14 protein-coding genes and 2 pseudogenes are annotated in these 17,048 nt (G+C 49.1%); 11 read left to right on the plus strand and 5 right to left on the minus strand.

The genetic code is table 11. The features are described from left to right. The first annotated feature begins 32 nt into the window (after window positions 1–32). The 3 genes from uvrD to ACP3TC_RS00265 all read left to right on the plus strand — a co-directional run bounded on the left by uvrD (window position 33) and on the right by ACP3TC_RS00265 (window position 4,613). Window positions 33–2,195 (plus strand): DNA helicase II, encoded by a 2,163-nt coding sequence (gene uvrD, locus ACP3TC_RS00255; RefSeq protein ID WP_426817293.1) that lies wholly within the window; start codon window positions 33–35, stop codon window positions 2,193–2,195. 296 nt (window positions 2,196–2,491) lie between these two features. Beyond that, entirely contained in the window at window positions 2,492–3,445 is a 954-nt protein-coding gene (corA, locus tag ACP3TC_RS00260) for a magnesium/cobalt transporter CorA (protein WP_313854390.1), read from the plus strand. Between the two features lie 121 nt (window positions 3,446–3,566). Further along, window positions 3,567–4,613 carry an AbrB family transcriptional regulator gene (locus ACP3TC_RS00265; RefSeq protein ID WP_426817294.1) on the plus strand — a complete coding sequence of 349 codons (1,047 nt, stop codon included), beginning with the start codon at window positions 3,567–3,569 and terminating at the stop codon, window positions 4,611–4,613. Here ACP3TC_RS00265 and rarD read toward each other — a convergent pair. Further along, the gene (gene rarD, locus ACP3TC_RS00270) at window positions 4,593–5,492 is read right to left on the minus strand and encodes an EamA family transporter RarD (protein WP_313854387.1); all 900 of its coding nucleotides are present in this window, start codon (window positions 5,490–5,492) and stop codon (window positions 4,593–4,595) included. The two genes, ACP3TC_RS00265 and rarD, sit on opposite strands and share 21 nt — an antisense overlap. Window positions 5,493–5,574: 82 nt before the next feature. Continuing rightward, window positions 5,575–6,045 carry a thioesterase family protein gene (locus ACP3TC_RS00275; protein ID WP_426817295.1) on the minus strand — a complete coding sequence of 157 codons (471 nt, stop codon included), beginning with the start codon at window positions 6,043–6,045 and terminating at the stop codon, window positions 5,575–5,577. Window positions 6,046–6,224: 179 nt separating this feature from the next. Between ACP3TC_RS00275 and pldA the strand changes: the two genes are divergently transcribed. The 3 genes from pldA to rhtC all read left to right on the plus strand — a co-directional run bounded on the left by pldA (window position 6,225) and on the right by rhtC (window position 9,697). Further along, window positions 6,225–7,103, plus strand: coding sequence for a phospholipase A (gene pldA / locus ACP3TC_RS00280; protein ID WP_313854384.1), 879 nt, complete (start codon window positions 6,225–6,227; stop codon window positions 7,101–7,103). A 71-nt stretch (window positions 7,104–7,174) separates the two neighbouring features. Further along, window positions 7,175–9,010 carry an ATP-dependent DNA helicase RecQ gene (gene recQ / locus ACP3TC_RS00285; RefSeq protein WP_313854382.1) on the plus strand — a complete coding sequence of 612 codons (1,836 nt, stop codon included), beginning with the start codon at window positions 7,175–7,177 and terminating at the stop codon, window positions 9,008–9,010. A 63-nt stretch (window positions 9,011–9,073) separates the two neighbouring features. After that, complete coding sequence (gene rhtC / locus ACP3TC_RS00290) at window positions 9,074–9,697, plus strand: threonine export protein RhtC (RefSeq protein ID WP_313854380.1); 624 nt, start codon at window positions 9,074–9,076, stop codon at window positions 9,695–9,697. A 45-nt stretch (window positions 9,698–9,742) separates the two neighbouring features. On the opposite strand, the gene rhtB is transcribed toward rhtC, so the two are convergent. After that, a complete protein-coding gene (gene rhtB, locus ACP3TC_RS00295; RefSeq protein ID WP_313854377.1) occupies window positions 9,743–10,366 on the minus strand; it encodes a homoserine/homoserine lactone efflux protein in 624 nt (207 codons plus the stop codon). A 114-nt stretch (window positions 10,367–10,480) separates the two neighbouring features. Here rhtB and pldB point away from each other — a divergent pair, with 114 nt between their 5' ends. Both pldB and yigL read left to right on the plus strand, forming a co-directional pair. Then, window positions 10,481–11,473 (plus strand): lysophospholipase L2, encoded by a 993-nt coding sequence (gene pldB, locus ACP3TC_RS00300; RefSeq protein ID WP_313854375.1) that lies wholly within the window; start codon window positions 10,481–10,483, stop codon window positions 11,471–11,473. Between the two features lie 67 nt (window positions 11,474–11,540). Next, the gene (gene yigL / locus ACP3TC_RS00305; protein ID WP_313854373.1) at window positions 11,541–12,341 is read left to right on the plus strand and encodes a sugar/pyridoxal phosphate phosphatase YigL; all 801 of its coding nucleotides are present in this window, start codon (window positions 11,541–11,543) and stop codon (window positions 12,339–12,341) included. A gap of 41 nt (window positions 12,342–12,382) precedes the next feature. On the opposite strand, the pseudogene glpQ reads toward yigL, so the two are convergent. Then, a pseudogene (gene glpQ, locus ACP3TC_RS00310) lies at window positions 12,383–12,502 on the minus strand (glycerophosphodiester phosphodiesterase); the annotation flags it as partial. 19 nt (window positions 12,503–12,521) lie between these two features. On the opposite strand from glpQ, the pseudogene ACP3TC_RS00315 reads away from it, so the two are divergent. Then, window positions 12,522–13,115 (plus strand): annotated as a pseudogene (locus ACP3TC_RS00315) (integrase core domain-containing protein); the annotation flags it as partial. Window positions 13,116–13,818: 703 nt separating this feature from the next. On the opposite strand, the gene ACP3TC_RS00320 reads toward ACP3TC_RS00315, so the two are convergent. Continuing rightward, window positions 13,819–14,067 (minus strand): biofilm development regulator YmgB/AriR family protein, encoded by a 249-nt coding sequence (locus tag ACP3TC_RS00320; protein WP_426817296.1) that lies wholly within the window; start codon window positions 14,065–14,067, stop codon window positions 13,819–13,821. Between the two features lie 1,608 nt (window positions 14,068–15,675). Between ACP3TC_RS00320 and ACP3TC_RS00325 the strand changes: the two genes are divergently transcribed. Next, the gene (locus tag ACP3TC_RS00325; RefSeq protein ID WP_426817297.1) at window positions 15,676–16,245 is read left to right on the plus strand and encodes a fimbrial protein; all 570 of its coding nucleotides are present in this window, start codon (window positions 15,676–15,678) and stop codon (window positions 16,243–16,245) included. Window positions 16,246–16,308: 63 nt separating this feature from the next. Continuing rightward, window positions 16,309–16,992 carry a fimbrial biogenesis chaperone gene (locus ACP3TC_RS00330; RefSeq protein WP_426817298.1) on the plus strand — a complete coding sequence of 228 codons (684 nt, stop codon included), beginning with the start codon at window positions 16,309–16,311 and terminating at the stop codon, window positions 16,990–16,992. Window positions 16,993–17,048 lie beyond the last annotated feature (56 nt).

The raw sequence follows: 17,048 nt of genomic DNA on the forward strand, positions 1-17,048 counted from the left end.
GCTGCGGCGTTTTCCCTGCCTGAATGGTGCTTATGGACGTTTCTGAACTGCTGGACAGTTTGAATGACAAACAACGCGAAGCCGTCGCGGCGCCACGCAGCAATTTGCTGGTGCTGGCGGGCGCGGGTAGCGGTAAAACGCGCGTACTGGTGCACCGCATTGCCTGGTTGCTGACGGTAGAGAACTGTTCGCCATACTCAATTATGGCGGTCACCTTTACCAATAAGGCGGCGGCAGAGATGCGCCACCGTATCGAACAGCTGATCGGCACCAGCCAGGGTGGGATGTGGATCGGTACTTTCCATGGCCTCGCTCATCGCCTGCTACGCGCGCATCATCTTGATGCCAATCTGCCGCAGGATTTTCAGATCCTCGACAGTGAAGATCAGCTGCGGTTATTGAAACGCCTGATTAAAGCGATGAATCTTGATGAGAAGCAGTGGCCGGCGCGTCAGGCGATGTGGTACATCAACGGCAAAAAAGATGAAGGTCTGCGGCCTAAGCATATTGAAAGCTACGGTAATCCAATTGAACAGACCTGGCTGCGCGTTTATCAGGCGTATCAGGAAGCCTGCGACCGCGCCGGACTGGTCGACTTTGCCGAACTGCTGCTGCGTGCCCATGAGCTGTGGCTGAATAAGCCGCATATTCTCAATCACTATCGCGAACGCTTTACCAATATCCTCGTCGATGAGTTTCAGGATACCAACAATATTCAGTACGCGTGGATTCGCATGCTGGCCGGTGAAACCGGGCGAGTGATTATCGTCGGTGATGACGATCAGTCGATTTACGGCTGGCGTGGCGCGCAGGTGGAAAACATTCAGCGCTTTCTCAACGACTTTAACGGCGCAGAAACCGTCCGTCTTGAGCAGAACTATCGCTCGACGAACAATATTCTGAAAGCGGCTAATGCCCTGATCGCCAATAACAGTGGTCGTCTTGGTAAACAGCTGTGGACTGACGGCAGCGACGGCGAGCCCATTTCCCTCTACTGCGCGTTTAACGAGCTGGATGAAGCGCGTTTTGTGGTGAACCGCATCAAAGTGTGGATGGAGAATGGTGGAGCGTTAAATGACTGCGCGATTCTCTATCGCAGTAACGCCCAGTCACGCGTACTGGAAGAGGCGCTACTGCAAACCAGTATGCCGTACCGCATTTACGGCGGCATGCGCTTCTTCGAACGTCAGGAAATCAAAGATGCGCTGGCCTACCTGCGCCTGATTGCCAACCGCAACGATGATGCTGCCTTTGAGCGAGTGATCAATACGCCAACGCGTGGTATTGGCGATCGCACACTGGACGTGGTGCGCCAGACCTCGCGCGAGCGTCAGCTGACGCTGTGGCAGGCGACGCGCGTATTATTGCAGGAAAAAGTGCTGGCCGGTCGTGCCGCGTCGGCGCTGCAACGGTTCTGCGAGCTGGTGGATTCGCTGGCGCAGGAAACCGCCGAAATGCCGCTGCATGTACAGACTGACCGGGTGATTAAAGACTCAGGCCTGTGGATTATGTACGAGCAGGAAAAAGGTGAGAAAGGCCAGGCGCGCATCGAAAACTTAGAGGAGCTGGTTAACGCCACGCGGCAGTACAGCTACCAGGATGAAGATGAAGATCTGATGCCACTGCAGGCGTTCCTTTCCCATGCCGCGCTGGAAGCGGGTGAAGGGCAGGCGGATAAATGGCAGGATGCGGTGCAACTGATGACCATGCATGCGGCGAAAGGCCTCGAGTTTAGCCAGGTGTTTATCGTCGGTATGGAAGAGGGGATGTTCCCGAGCCAGATGTCGCTGGATGAAGGTGGCAGGCTGGAAGAGGAGCGTCGTCTGGCCTATGTCGGTGTTACGCGCGCAATGCAAAAGCTGACCCTGACCTATGCTGAAACCCGTCGGCTTTATGGTAAAGAAGTCTACCATCGCCCCTCGCGCTTTATTGGCGAACTGCCGGTGGAGTGCGTGGATGAAGTGCGTCTGCGCGCCAGCGTCAGTCGTCCAGTTAATCACCAGCGTCTTGGCACGCCGGTGACGGAAAACGACAGCGGATTTTCCCTTGGTCAGCGGGTGCGCCACGCCAAGTTTGGCGAAGGCACCATCATCAATCTGGAAGGTAGCGGCGAGCACAGTCGGCTGCAGGTCGCCTTCCAGGGACAGGGTATCAAATGGCTGGTGGCGGCGTATGCCCGGCTGGAAACCGTCTGATACCCCAGCGGTAAAGTGGGTCGCTTGACGCCTTTTTCGACTCAGCGTAACATGCGCCCACGATTACCCTAAGAGGACATTCGCCTTGGACACACCCAGTCGATACTGGCTCATTAACCTGTTTATCAGGTGCAACGCCTAAGGCTACCCTCTTAAATGCTGGTAGCCTTCGTGGTTGTCAGCGACTTCCTCTTTTTTCCCGTCGCATGAGTCAGCTTTGAAAACTGACTGAAACGTTAACGTTTCCCGTGTTCTGGCGCTATGTCCCATATGTTACTGCAATTGGGAGTACTGCTATGCTGAGCGCATTTAAACTGGATAACAGCCGTTTATCTCGTCTGGAGCTTGAAGATACCGCTGACCAGCTGACGTCGTCAGTATGGGTTGATCTGATCGAGCCAGAAGAAGATGAACGCGATCGTGTTCAGTGTGAACTAGGCCAGAGCCTCGCCACCCGCCCGGAGCTGGAAGATATCGAAGCCTCGGCGCGTTTTTTTGAGGACGAAGATGGTCTGCATATTCACTCCTTCTTCTTCTATGAAGATGCCGAAGATCATGCCGGTAACTCCACCGTCGCTTTCACCATTCGTGAAGGACGGCTTTACACGCTGCGTGAGCGTGAACTGCCGGCTTTTCGCCTCTATCGCATGCGCGCGCGTAATCAGACGCTGGTCGATGGCAATGCCTTTGAGCTACTGCTGGACCTGTTTGAAACCAAAATCGAACAGCTGGCGGATGAGATTGAGAACGTCTACAGCGACCTGGAAAAACTCAGCCGGGTAATTATGGAAGGGCAGCAGGGCGACGAGTTTGACCGCGCGCTGTCGACGCTGGCAGAACTGGAAGATATCGGCTGGAAAGTGCGTTTGTGCCTGATGGATACCCAGCGTGCGCTGAATTTCCTGGTGCGTAAAGCGCGTTTGCCGGGAACTCAGCTGGAGCAGGCGCGTGAAATTCTGCGCGATATCGAGTCGCTGTTACCGCATAACGAATCGTTGTTCCAGAAGGTGAACTTCCTGATGCAGGCGGCGATGGGCTTTATCAATATCGAGCAGAACCGTATTATCAAAATCTTCTCGGTGGTATCGGTGGTCTTCCTGCCGCCAACGCTGGTGGCATCAAGCTACGGCATGAACTTTGAATTTATGCCGGAGCTGAAATGGAGCTTTGGTTATCCCGCCGCAATCAGCCTGATGATTCTGGCCGGTCTGGCACCCTACGCCTATTTTAAGCGTAAAAACTGGCTGTAAACCGGCCGCCACGGCAGTGCAATTCTCCGCCAGGGATGGGCGAGGGGAGATCGGTACTGGCAGATCCTTTCACATCCGCGTAACGTATACCCCTGCTTTTCTTAACGCAAGTTTTCTCAATATGGAACGGCTGTCACACAGGCTGCAATGGCTTATTCTGCTCAGCGCTTCGCTGCTGCTGGGTTTTGCGCTGCAATACTTCCATGTTCCTGCCGCGCTGCTGCTGGGACCGATGATTATCGGCGTGCTGATGGGGTTATCCGGCGCGACGCTGCGCATCGATAAACGCCTGTTTATCCTGGCGCAGGCGATACTGGGCTGCATGATTGCACAAAGTTTATCCCCCTCAATTCTGCAACCGCTGATTGACGACTGGCCGGTGGTGATCGTCGTACTGTTACTGACGCTTGCCGCCAGTGGTTTATCCGGCTTCCTGCTGGTGCGCTTCAGTAGTTTACCCGGTGCGACCGGAGCCTGGGGATCGTCGCCGGGCGGCGCATCGGCAATGGTGGCGATGGCCGGCGAATATGGAGCCGATGCCCGGCTGGTGGCATTTATGCAGTATCTGCGGGTGCTGTTTGTTGCGACGGCAGCAGCGGTAGTGGCACGAATCGGACTGGGCGACAGTGCACAAAGCGCCACGCCGCTGGAGTGGTTTCCTGCGCTGGACCTGCGCTTTGTCGGCACTATTGCTGTAGCGTTGGGCGGGGCCTGGATCGGCCAACGATTTCGCATTCCTTCTGGCGCGCTGTTATTACCGGCGCTGTTTGGTGCCGCGCTGCATGCCAGCGGCACTATGGCATTACAGGTACCGGAATGGCTGCTGGCGCTGGCTTATGCGCTGATTGGCTGGAGTGTCGGGCTGCGCTTTACCCGGCCGATCTTTCTGCTGGCGCTGCGCACCCTGCCGCAGATGATACTGTCGATAATCGGCCTGATGCTACTTTGTGGCGGAATGGCATGGATGCTGACGCGATTGCTGCACGTCGATCTGCTGACCGCTTATCTGGCGACCAGCCCTGGCGGGCTGGATACCGTCGCGATAATCGCCGCGGGTAGCCGGGTCGATATTGCGTTTGTGATGGCGATGCAGACGTTACGCCTGTTCACCATTCTGCTTACCGGCCCGGCAATGGCGCGTTTTATTTCACGCTATGCGCATTCGTGAACCGCGCAGGGTATAAACCGCATCGAGGATGAACAGCGCCAGTGCTGCCCAGATAAAGGCAAAGGTCAGCACTTTATCGTCCGTTAACTGCTCGCCATAAAATACTACTGCCAGCAGAAACATCAGCGTCGGGCCGAGATACTGAAAAAAGCCGACGGTCGACAAACGCAGGCGAGTGGCGGCGGCGGTAAACAGCATCAGCGGGATGGTAGTAATCACTCCGGCGGCAATCAGCAGCAGATTAAGTGACAGCGAATTGTCGGTTAACCGGCTGGTGCTACTGTCGGCGATGCCAAACAGATAGATGGCAGCCAGCGGGAACAGCCACAGCGTCTCAATCAGCATCCCGCTTTGCGCGTCTACCGCGATCTTTTTGCGCAGCAGGCCATAAAACGAAAAGCTGAAGGCCAGCCCAAGCGCAATAATCGGCAGCGAGCCGAATTTCCACAGTTGCACCACCACTCCGCAGGCAGCTAAGCCGACCGCCAGCCACTGCATTCGACGAAAGCGCTCACCCAGAAACAGCATGCCGACAATCACATTTAGCAGCGGATTGATAAAGTAACCGAGGCTGGCTTCCAGCATATGATGATTGTTCACGGCCCAGATGAACAGCAGCCAGTTGCCGCCGATTAGCATGGCAGAGGCCGCCAGCAGCAGGACTTTCTTGCGGTTATACAACGTCTTTCTGACCTGCTGCCAGTTGCGGCTAAGGCTGATTAATACAATCATAAATAGCGCGGACCAGATCACCCGGTGAGTCATAATCTCTCCTGGCGCTACTTGCTGAATCAGTTTGAAATAGGCCGGGGCTATGCCCCAGATCAGATAGGCACCCAGCGCGTAAAGCACGCCCTGGCGCGTTTGTTGAGCATCCATTAACGAAGTTTTTCCCTTTATATAAATAAGTTATGTGGAAATTGTTGAAGGGGAACGCGAGAACGCGACCCCGATAAAGTTATCAGCCGATCAGGTAGGTCGCCGTGGCACTGGCAATATATACGCCGGCATCGTTATGCAGCTCTACGCGTGCCACTGCCACTTTATTCCCGCCGCGCAGCAGGCTGCTGCTGGCGATAAAGCGCTCGCCGCGTCCGGGACGCAGATAGTCGACCCGCAGATCAATCGTACCCATACGCGACAGCCGCTGACGCAATTCCTCTTCGTTAATGTTCTCCTGACGCGTCAAAGTACTGCTGACGCATACCAGCCCGGCGGCGACATCGAGCACCGAAGCAATCACCCCACCGTGCAGAATTTTTTGCGCAGCATTGCCGACCAGCATCTGCTGATTATTAAAACTAAGCTCGGCGTAGTCCGGCTCCAGGCGCTCCAGCTCAAGGCCCAGTGCGCGATTAAACGGCATATCATAGACAAAAATTTCACCAATCAGACGACGCGCTGCGTCCTGAGTCAACAGAGTAACCGACATATTGTGCTTTCCCGAATGCAGTTATGGAGAGGTTAAATGTTAATAATTTGTGTATTTTATGCTTCTGTCGGCAGGCTTTCCAGTTTCAGAAATCAGCGCTGATGTTGGGCGGTATTTCTGTGTAGAATGGCGTGCTTTTTACACGTCTATTTGCAGCGCTCGCTTTATTGGAGAACACTATGCGTATGCTTCGAGGATTGCCGGCAGCGGTCACATTACTGCCAGCACTGGCACTGGCGCAGGAAGCGACCATAAAAGAGGTTCATGATACTCCAGCCGTTCGTGGCAGCATCATTGCTAACCTGCTGGAGCACCATGATAACCCGTTCGTGCTGTATCCTTATGAGGGTAACTATTTACTCTATACCGTAACCAGCGATCTGAATAAAGAAGCTATTCAGTCTTATGACTGGGCCGATAAAGCAAAGAAAGACGAAGTAAAATTCCAGCTCAGCCTGGCTTTCCCGCTGTGGAGCGGAATCCTTGGTGATAACTCGGTACTGGCGGCCTCTTATACCCAGCGCTCCTGGTGGCAGCTTTCCAATCGTGGTGCGTCGTCACCTTTCCGCGAAACCAACTATGAGCCGCAGATTTTTCTCGGCTGGGCGACCGATTATCGCTTTGCTGGCTGGACGTTACGCGATGTTGAACTGGGGCTGAATCATCAGTCTAATGGTCGTTCCGATCCGACCTCACGCAGCTGGAACCGCGTATACGCTCGTCTGATGGCGCAAAACGGTAACTTTATGGCGGAAGTAAAGCCGTGGTACCGTTTACCGGAAAGCTCAAGCAATGATGATAACCCGGATATTACCAAGTACATGGGCTATTACCGCCTGAAGCTCGGCTATATGATGGGCGACAGCATATTTAGTGTACAGGGTAACTATAACTGGAACAGCGGCTACGGCGGCGCGGAACTCGGCTGGAGCTATCCAATCAGCCAGCACGTACGCTTCTACACGCAGGTGTTCAGCGGCTACGGCGAGTCATTAATCGACTACAACCATCGCCAGACGCGCGTCGGTGTCGGTGTGACCCTGAACGACCTGTTCTGATGCGCCGGGTCGGCGAAAACCGATCCGCCACATACCATAAATCATGTCATAACGAGATAAACGGGGAAGATGTGTCAACGGCTGCAGTAATCAACGAGCATGATGAAGCGCTGGCGGCAAAGGTATTACAGGATACCTTTGGTTATCAGCAGTTTCGTCCTGGCCAGCAAACCATCATTCAGGCATCGCTGAACGGGCGTGACTGTCTGGTGGTTATGCCCACTGGCGGCGGTAAATCGCTTTGCTATCAAATCCCTGCGCTGGTGCGCGAGGGTCTGACGCTGGTGGTTTCGCCGCTGATCTCTTTGATGAAAGATCAGGTCGACCAACTGCTGGCTAACGGCGTTGCGGCGGCCTGCCTGAATTCGACGCAAAATCGTGAAGAGCAGCAGGAAGTGATGGCCGGTTGTCGTACCGGCCGCATTCGTCTGCTGTATATCGCGCCTGAGCGTCTGATGATGGACAACTTCCTCGATAATCTGAGCCACTGGAATCCGGCGATGCTGGCGGTAGACGAAGCACACTGTATCTCACAGTGGGGCCACGATTTCCGTCCGGAGTATGGTGCGCTGGGCCAGTTGCGCCAGCGATTCCCGACGCTGCCGGTTATGGCGCTGACCGCCACTGCCGATGAAACCACCCGCAATGATATTGCGCGTCTGTTGCAGCTAAACGATCCGCTGATTCAAATCAGCAGTTTTGACCGACCGAATATTCGTTACACGCTGGTGGAGAAGTTCAAGCCAACCGATCAGCTAATGCGCTACGTGCAGGATCAGCGTGGCAAATGCGGCATTATTTACTGCAACAGCCGGGCGAAAGTGGAAGATACCGCTGCGCGGCTGCAAAGCCGTGGTCTGAGCGTCGGTGCCTATCATGCCGGAATGGACAATGTGCATCGGGCGCAGGTTCAAGAAGCTTTTCAGCGTGACGATCTGCAAATTGTGGTCGCGACCGTGGCATTTGGCATGGGTATTAATAAGCCGAACGTGCGCTTTGTGGTGCACTTTGATATCCCCCGCAATATCGAATCCTATTATCAGGAGACCGGACGCGCCGGACGCGACGGGCTACCTGCGGAAGCGCTGTTGTTTTACGATCCGGCCGATATGGCGTGGCTGCGCCGCTGCCTGGAAGAGAAAGCGCCAGGTCCGCTGAAAGATATTGAACGTCACAAATTAAATGCGATGGGAGCGTTTGCCGAGGCGCAAACCTGTCGTCGCCTGGTGTTGCTAAACTATTTTGGTGAGGGGCGTCAGCAAGCCTGCGGTAACTGCGATATCTGTCTCGACCCGCCACGGCGCTATGATGGCTTGGTCGAAGCGCAAAAAGCGTTATCGAGCATTTATCGTGTCGGTCAGCGTTTTGGCATGGGGTATATTGTTGAAGTACTGCGCGGTTCCAATAACCAGCGTATTCGCGAGTTACAACACGATAAATTACCGGTCTACGGTATTGGCCGCGAGCAGACCACCGAACACTGGGTCAGCGTGTTGCGCCAGCTGATACACCTCGGACTGGTAACGCAAAATATCGCCATGCATTCAGCATTACAGCTTACCGAAGCGGCGCGCCCGATTCTGCGCGGTGAAGAGCCGCTAATGCTGGCGGTTCCGCGTCTGGTCACCATTAAAAGTAAAAACAGCAGCCAGAAATCCTATGGCGGCAATTACGATCGCAAGCTGTTCGCTAAACTGCGCAAGCTGCGTAAAGCAATTGCGGATGAAGAGAATATCCCGCCTTATGTGGTATTCAATGATGCCACGCTAATCGAAATGGCTGAACAGATGCCGCTGACGGCTTCTGAAATGCTCAGCGTTAACGGCATCGGGCAGCGTAAGCTGGAGCGTTTTGGTAAGCCGTTTATGGTGATGATCAGAGAACACGTCGATGGTGACGACGAATAAGCTCGCTTACTGGCGATTTTTCATCCGGGCAGTGCTCGCATTTCTTTAAACAGGTAAAACATCATGATAATGCTATTTCTTACTGTGGCGCTGGTGCATTTAATCGCCTTAATGAGTCCGGGTCCGGACTTCTTTTTTGTCTCGCAAACCGCGGTCAGTCGCTCCCGGAAAGAGGCGATGCTCGGTGTGCTGGGGATTACCCTCGGTATTGTGGTATGGGCGGGCGTTGCGCTGATGGGGTTACACCTGATTCTGCAGAAAATGGCGTGGCTGCATGAGATTATTATGGTGGGCGGCGGGCTTTACCTGCTGTGGATGGGTTGGCAGCTACTTTGCTCGGCGCGTAAACAGCATAAACACCCGGTACAGAATGAAGTGAAGGTGGCGCTGCCGCAGAAAGGACGCAGCTTCCTGAAAGGTTTTCTGACCAACCTCTCCAATCCGAAAGCGGTGATCTACTTTGGCAGCGTGTTCTCACTGTTTGTCGGTGATGACGTTGGCGCGGGTGAGCGCTGGGGGCTGTTTATGCTGATTATTATTGAGACGCTGTGCTGGTTTAGTCTGGTGGCCTGTATTTTTGCCTTACCGGCGATGCGCCGTGGCTATCAGCGATTGGCGAAGTGGATTGATGGTGTCGCAGGGGTGCTGTTTGCTGGCTTTGGTATCCACCTGATTATATCGCGCTAACCCCGGATTATGCTGTAGAGGCGGCATGTTTTGCCGCCCACAGAGCTAAGCAATCTTACGAGCCGAAGCCAGTAACGCTCCTACTGCCATAAACAACCCACCAAAAATGCGGTTCAGCAATTTCATCTGCTGCGGCCCTTTAATCCAGCCGGCAATCCGTGTCGCTAATGTCGCATAGCCAATCATCACAATAATATCGACCACCACGGTAGTCACCCCCAGCACCAGGTACTGCATTGCCTGGGGCTGATGCGGGATAATAAATTGTGGGAACAGCGCGGCAAGAAACACGATGCTTTTCGGGTTCGTCAGGTTAACCAACACCGCGCGTTTAAACAGCCGTCGACGCGGCATCGCTTTGGCCACGGCATCTAAATCTATCGCCCCGGCGGAGCGCCACTGCTGGATACCGAGCCAGATCAGATAGGCTGCACCGGCCCATTTGAGAATTTCGAATGCCAGTAACGACTGAGAAAACAGCGCACCCAGGCCAATACCGACCAGCATAATATGCACGGCAAGCCCCACTTGCAGGCCGGAGATCGACGCCACCGCGCCGCGATAGCCGTGGCTGATACCGGTACTCATGGTATTAATCGCACCGGAACCTGGCGACAGGCTGAGGATGCTGGTAGTCAATAGGTAAGTCAGCCACCATTCGATGGTCATGGGTAAAACTCCCGGAGTGCGCAGATTTATGACACAATACGGCATTGTGGAATGATCTGCTATGGCCTGCGAAGCTTGTCATAGTGTCGATGATTTTTTGCGGAATTCTTGCCGATGACGAAGCATAAAAATGACTGGCCGACTCGTGAGAAGGCCTTTGCCGCTTTCGCCACCGGACCGCTGCTCGATTTCTGGCACCGCCGGGAAGAGCGCGAGTTTGAGGGCGTTGATAACTTACTGATTCGCTATGTTCGTTTCACCTCACCGCAGCACGATAAAGTGATTTTGCTGGTGCCGGGACGCATTGAAAGCTACGTTAAATACCCTGAACTGGCCTACGATCTGTTTCACTGTGGTTATGATGTGATCATTATCGATCATCGCGGGCAGGGCCGATCCGGACGTCTGTTACAGGACTCGCATCGCGGCCACGTGGCGGAGTTTGGTCACTACGTTGACGATCTGGAAGCGCTCTGGCAGCGGGAAATTGCCAACAGTGACTATCGCCATCGCTATGCGCTGGCCCACTCGATGGGGGGCGCAGTTCTGACGCTGCTGCTGGCGCGGCAACCGCAGGCGTTTGATGCCGCAGTATTATCCTCACCGATGTTTGGCATCTATCTGCCGATGCCCTCCTGGATGGCCAGCCGCATTCTTGACTGGACGGAAAAACGACCGGAGCTGCGGGATGGCTACGCGCTGGGAACCGGCAAGTGGCGTGCGCGTCCTTTTGGCATTAATGAGCTGACCCACAGCCGCGAGCGCTATCGACGCAATCTGCGTTTTTATGCTGACGATCCGGGAATTCGCGTGGGTGGCCCCACCTATCACTGGGTGCGGGAAGGGCTGCTGGCCGGACAAAATATTTTAAGCAAGGCCGCTGATATCACCACTCCACTGCTGTTGTTGCAGGCCGGGGCCGAAAAAATTGTCGATAACCGCTCGCAGGATCTGTTTTGTCAGGCAATGACCGCAGCGGGTCATCCCTGCGAGGGGGGTAAGCCTCGCGTAATTGCAGGCGCGCGTCATGAGATCTTATTTGAACGAGACGATATGCGCGCTGAAGCCTTAGATGCCATCGTGGAGTTTTTCGCGCGGCATGTTTAGCCACATGACTCAGATTTAACGTCAGGCGTGCCTGATTTACTCATTTAACCAGAGGTTTGAAAGAATTATGTATCACGTAGTCGCATCCGATCTCGACGGCACTCTGTTGTCACCCGATCACAGACTGACGCCTTACACCAAAGAAACGCTGAAGTTACTCACCGAACGCGGTGTCCACTTTGTCTTTGCCACTGGTCGTCACCATGTGGACGTTTCCCAGATGCGCGATAATCTCGAAATCGACGCTTATATGATCACCTCTAACGGTGCAAGGGTGCATAACAGCGCCGGTGAGCTGGTATTCAGCCATAATCTTGACGCAGATATCGCTAACGATCTGTTCGCTATCCAATATAACGAGCCGGATATCCTGACCAACGTCTATCGTGATGATGAGTGGTTTATCAACCGCCATCGTCCGGAAGAGCAGCGTTTCTTCTGCGAGTCGGTATTTAATTATCGCCTGTTCGAACCTGGCATGCTGGAAACCGATGGTATCAGTAAAGTGTTTTTCACCTGTGATGATGCCGATAAACTCGTGCCGCTGGAGCAGGCGATTCTGGCACGCTGGGGCGATCGGGTTAATGTCAGCTTCTCCTTCCCAACCTGCCTCGAAGTGATGGCCGGTGGCGTGTCGAAAGGGCATGCGCTGGAAGCGGTGTCGAAAACCCTGGGCTACTCGCTGAAAGAGTGCATCTCGTTTGGTGACGGGCTGAACGATAAAGAGATGCTGTCGATGGCCGGGAAGGGCTGCATTATGAGTAACGCTCATCAGCGCCTGAAAGATCTGCTGCCGGAGCTGGAAGTGATTGGCAGCAATGCTGATGATGCAGTGCCGCATTATTTACGTAAACTGCTGCTGGACTAAGTGGCAAATGGCCAGCACCAGGCTGGCCATCCGTTCTGACGTTACTGCCGCTCTAAAAACCGTACGGCTTTATTCAGAAAGTCGGTAAACAATCCTTCCACCCCAGCCTGGCTATACAGCATGTCATAGAACTGATTTCCGTCGCTATCGTCATTCGGCAAGCACACGCGAGTTAATTTGCAGCTTATTCAGATGCGGCGGCGGCAGGAACACTCCCGGAACCACAAATCAATACACCGTACTTATTGTCTGCTGAAGTTGAATTTTCGTCACAAAGGTAAGCAGCGTCAGCCAGTACGTAACCTATTATCTTTGGCTACACCGTAAGCATTAATTGATTTCATGCATGATGCTCTGACTTGGGATTATCGTTTTAAAACATTCAACGTCGTGGAGCACTTTGATCGTGAAGCGTTGTCGATACAGAATAGATATTAATATGCCAGCCCGGGGTGTTGTTCGTGAACTCGACAGGCCCGCGGCGAATTGGGGCTATCCTGTGATGCTCTACACGGATAATGGCCCAGAGTATATTTCTCCGACTCTGGCAGAGTGGGCAGAAATGCATGCTGTAAAACTGGATTTTATCAGGCCAGGCAAACCCACGCAGAATGCTTTCATGGAAAGGTTTGAACGCAATTACCGGACAGAACTATCTGATTTTTATCTATTTAAAACACTGAATGGCGCGGGTATCTACTGATAAAGAGTTACTGGAATACAACTGTGAACGACCGCATAAATAATCTTCCGCCGGAGGAGTACCGACTATAACGTCATACTATCGTAATTTAAAAAAACGCACAGAGTCAAATAGGGTCTGTTTGAAATCCACTCTTCTACTAATTTTGTTCTTTATAAAAATATATATCTCAAAAAATTTTGATTAAAAGAATTAATTTATGCTCATTCCTAATGTTGAGAATGATATTTCTAATTGATTAATTGAAGAAGACAAGCCACAAGATATTGTTTAAAACTTCTAAGCAACTGAAAAATATGAAGTAACTATCCTTATCTATGTCACGCCAGGTAGTTGAAATTCTATCCTTAGCCCAGGGATTAACTACTTTAAGCAACTTTAAACTATCTTCTTTGATGATGACATGAGCCTGGAAAAGAAAACAGACTTATATGAAAAAAGTATAATAATTAACATTCATCCAACAATAAATCAGGTACTGTCGCCAGATAACGCTATTGGCAATGCTTCATCAAATACAATAATCTAATAAAGCATTGATTTATCCTAAGCTACTCATGGTATCTATGAATTTCGCCTCTGAGGTTACAGGTATAATCTTATCTGACTCAAATTTATAGTTCATGTTAAAATTTATACATCAGAAATTAATCAACATTGGACATAAGCATGATGTCGATAAAGTATTCTTTTATAAATTATTAATAAAATGATAACTTACAGTTTGTAATATTATTCAAAAACTGGAAACTAATCATAGACTATGTAGCCGATTTATGTGACGCGGTAAGGCCGGATCATCATTTCAAGTATATTGCGATAAATATTGGCCATATCCTTGTTATTTTCAGTCTTGATTTTTCGATGTAATCCTCTAAAAATTTCTTTATATGTTAATGCCTTATGTTCTGACGTAAGCTCGGCAATGAGTTTAAGAAATGCTTCTTTTTCCAGCGGCGATCCCTCATTCATAATCATATGAAATTCATCAATCTGAAAGACAGAACTACTTTTAGACTCCACGTATTTACTCCTAAACGTTCTTATGCTTCTAAATAAACGATAAAGCAATCAACTAAACTGGCCACAGAATTAAAGTTTAAAGCCTTGTTCTGATACTTAAATGATAACGCGAAACTGTGTAAATTCTTACTGAGTGAGATTTAATACAAACGATATTTTATGTCAAGATTTAAATATAGCTACCCCTCTGATCAAGAGCACCCATTTTTTACAATCCCTCAGAACCTAACCATCTGTTTTTATGTTGATAAATTTCGCGGCGACTCTTGTCTTAATCTGAACCAATGTGGAAGGTCAATTATTGATACTATACGAGAGAAATCAATTATATATCGTCGCTAAATCAAGTTGGTATCCCTCAGGAATGGAGAAAATGTCACAACAAAATTGATAGCTTGTACACCTGGAATTTCTCAGCTAATTGACATCATAATCAGTAAGCACTTTTTGATATCTCTCCTGTCAAATTCGTCTTTTCTGCGTCGATACTTACAGGAAAAACTAAGTGATAAAAATTCCTTAAAGGTAAAAAAGAATCTTAACTGATGAAGTCTATTCTTCCGATAATCAATCCGTTGAGTAAAGCCCCGACTGCCTTCACTGACTTAGATTATTTATATATTCTTATGACATTATCGTTTACACATTGATAACACAAGACCAACGGTAAAAATGTCGATTAAGGATAATGATTATCATTAACTTAAATGAGATAACTGACTTAGAAATCCAGGAGGCCGAAAATGATATCTCTAAGCGATCAAGTTGAGAGACCAACTACGATAACATCATGTTTATTTATATGTAAGCTTTCATTATGTTTTTGTAGTGTATTTGTATCAAAATTGAAATAGAAATTGTTAAGAGATAAGTAGCTAAACATCATATAAACAGCATCGCTTCGATAAGTTGAACATTCAATTATCCTGTTAAAATGCGCGAAACTTCCGATTAGTAAGATTATTCCAATCATTTCTTCCTAGAGTGATAGGGGGAAGCTATCTTATGTGCTTGATTGATCGTCAGCACCGATCATAAAGCTTGATTCAACCGAAATCATCCCTTAGAATCGATTCCAGTTAACAATTATGAGTAAGCAAATTGAATTAACCAGGCACGGTTGAAAGTGTCGTTAGGATCGTAAAGTTAAGGATTAACTAATGAAAATTGTCTCTATAATCAATAACCTCCAGTATCTCTATGTGCTGTTACTTATTCAGTTAAGCCCTGCATCAAGACCCGTCAGTTACATGTCTCGAATGGTAAATACCATTGGTGAGAATGATTCGTCCCGAAAAAATTATTTTTTAGGGACGGGCACAAACTCTTATCGATCCTCTTCAATACTTTAAGCGGACGTAGAATATTCTTCTACGTTCAAAAGATAATTTCCCAACCTCTATCCAGATAAGGTAAAGAGTAGGGTGAAAGATTAAATGAAGTATTGTCATTATATTTTCAGTAAATAAAAGGAAAGTTGGACTGATAAATAAAATGAGGTATGAAAATTTTAAGGAAGATTGTTAAGAATCATACGTGGGACTTACCAATCTCTCTGGAGATTAGTAGAAAAAACAATGTTTAAATTTTTATAAAATAAGGATATGTATGAAAAATTATAAAAAGATCGCAATTTTGTCTATTGTTACTTCATCATTATTATGCGGTACCGCATTTGCAGAAGATGAAGCACCTGTTACACCAACAACACCACTTACTGTTAATGGCGGTAAAGTTACCTTTAATGGGGAAGTAACAGCTGGAGCGTGTGCTGTATCAGGAGATGAAACTGATAAAATCGTAACTTTAGACACCGTCAGAGCGGCATCTTTCACTGCTGCAAATCAATTAGGTAATGCAAAGAAGGCATTTGATATTAGCCTGATGGATTGCGACACTTCTGTTCGTGAGTCTGTTCAAATTTCATTTAATGGGCAAACAGTCGAAGGTAGCCCAAATCTACTTGGAAATACTGCTGGTGCAGGATCTGCACAAAATGTTGGATTACAGCTATTTGGTCCTGACGGCTCCGCTTTGGACATCGGTGCGTTGAGTTCTAAAGTTAATTTAACTGAAACGACAACTATTCCATTGTCTGTAGATTATATATCAACAGCTGCTGTAGTTACTGCAGGTAAAGTTCAATCTGTTGCTAATTTTAACTTGACGTATAACTAATATTTTTATCATTTTCAATGATTGGTCTTGATAGACCAATCATTTTTAGGATGACTTTTTATTATGTGCAAGAGAGTTTTGTATTTTGTATTTTGTATTTTATATTGTCAGCAGGTATATGCTGGCGGTGTTGCACTTGGAGCAACACGGTTGATTTATCCTACAGAAAAGGATCAGGCAACTCTTAAAATTTATAATAGTGATGATAAAAGTAACTACCTCGTACAATCATGGATTTCAGATCAGAACGACATTAAGGTTAGTGATTTCATCATTACACCACCTCTTTTTGTTATTAAAGCAAAAAGCGAAAATGTATTAAGGGTCGTTTACACTGGAGATAAAAAGGATTTACCAAAAGATAGAGAAAAATTATTTTTTCTAAATTCAAAAGTTATCCCATCGCTAACCGAGGGAGAGCAAAAAATAGACAACGCACTCTTGATATCTACAACGACAAAAATTAAGTTATTCATAAGGCCAGAATCCATAAAAGAAAACTCTTTATTGTCATATGAAAAATTGAGTTGCAGTTACTCAAATGGTCAAATAAAAATTGATAATCCAACACCATTCTATATGAACTTAGTTTCCTTAAAAGTAAATGGAAGGGAGATCTCTAATGCTGAGACAATATCACCCAAATCATCAGTTAATTTAAACACTAAGTTTAAAGGGCCCAGTTTGTCATATAGTTTTATTAATGACTATGGTGTCCAGATGAAAGATGGATTTTGTAAACTATAGATTGTAGATGGGGTTGTAATGCGGATAATAAAAAAAATTTTTTTCGTTATGCTTTG

This window comes from Winslowiella sp. 2C04 (assembly GCF_050037805.1).
In the GTDB taxonomy this organism is placed as follows: domain Bacteria; phylum Pseudomonadota; class Gammaproteobacteria; order Enterobacterales; family Enterobacteriaceae; genus Erwinia; species Erwinia toletana_A.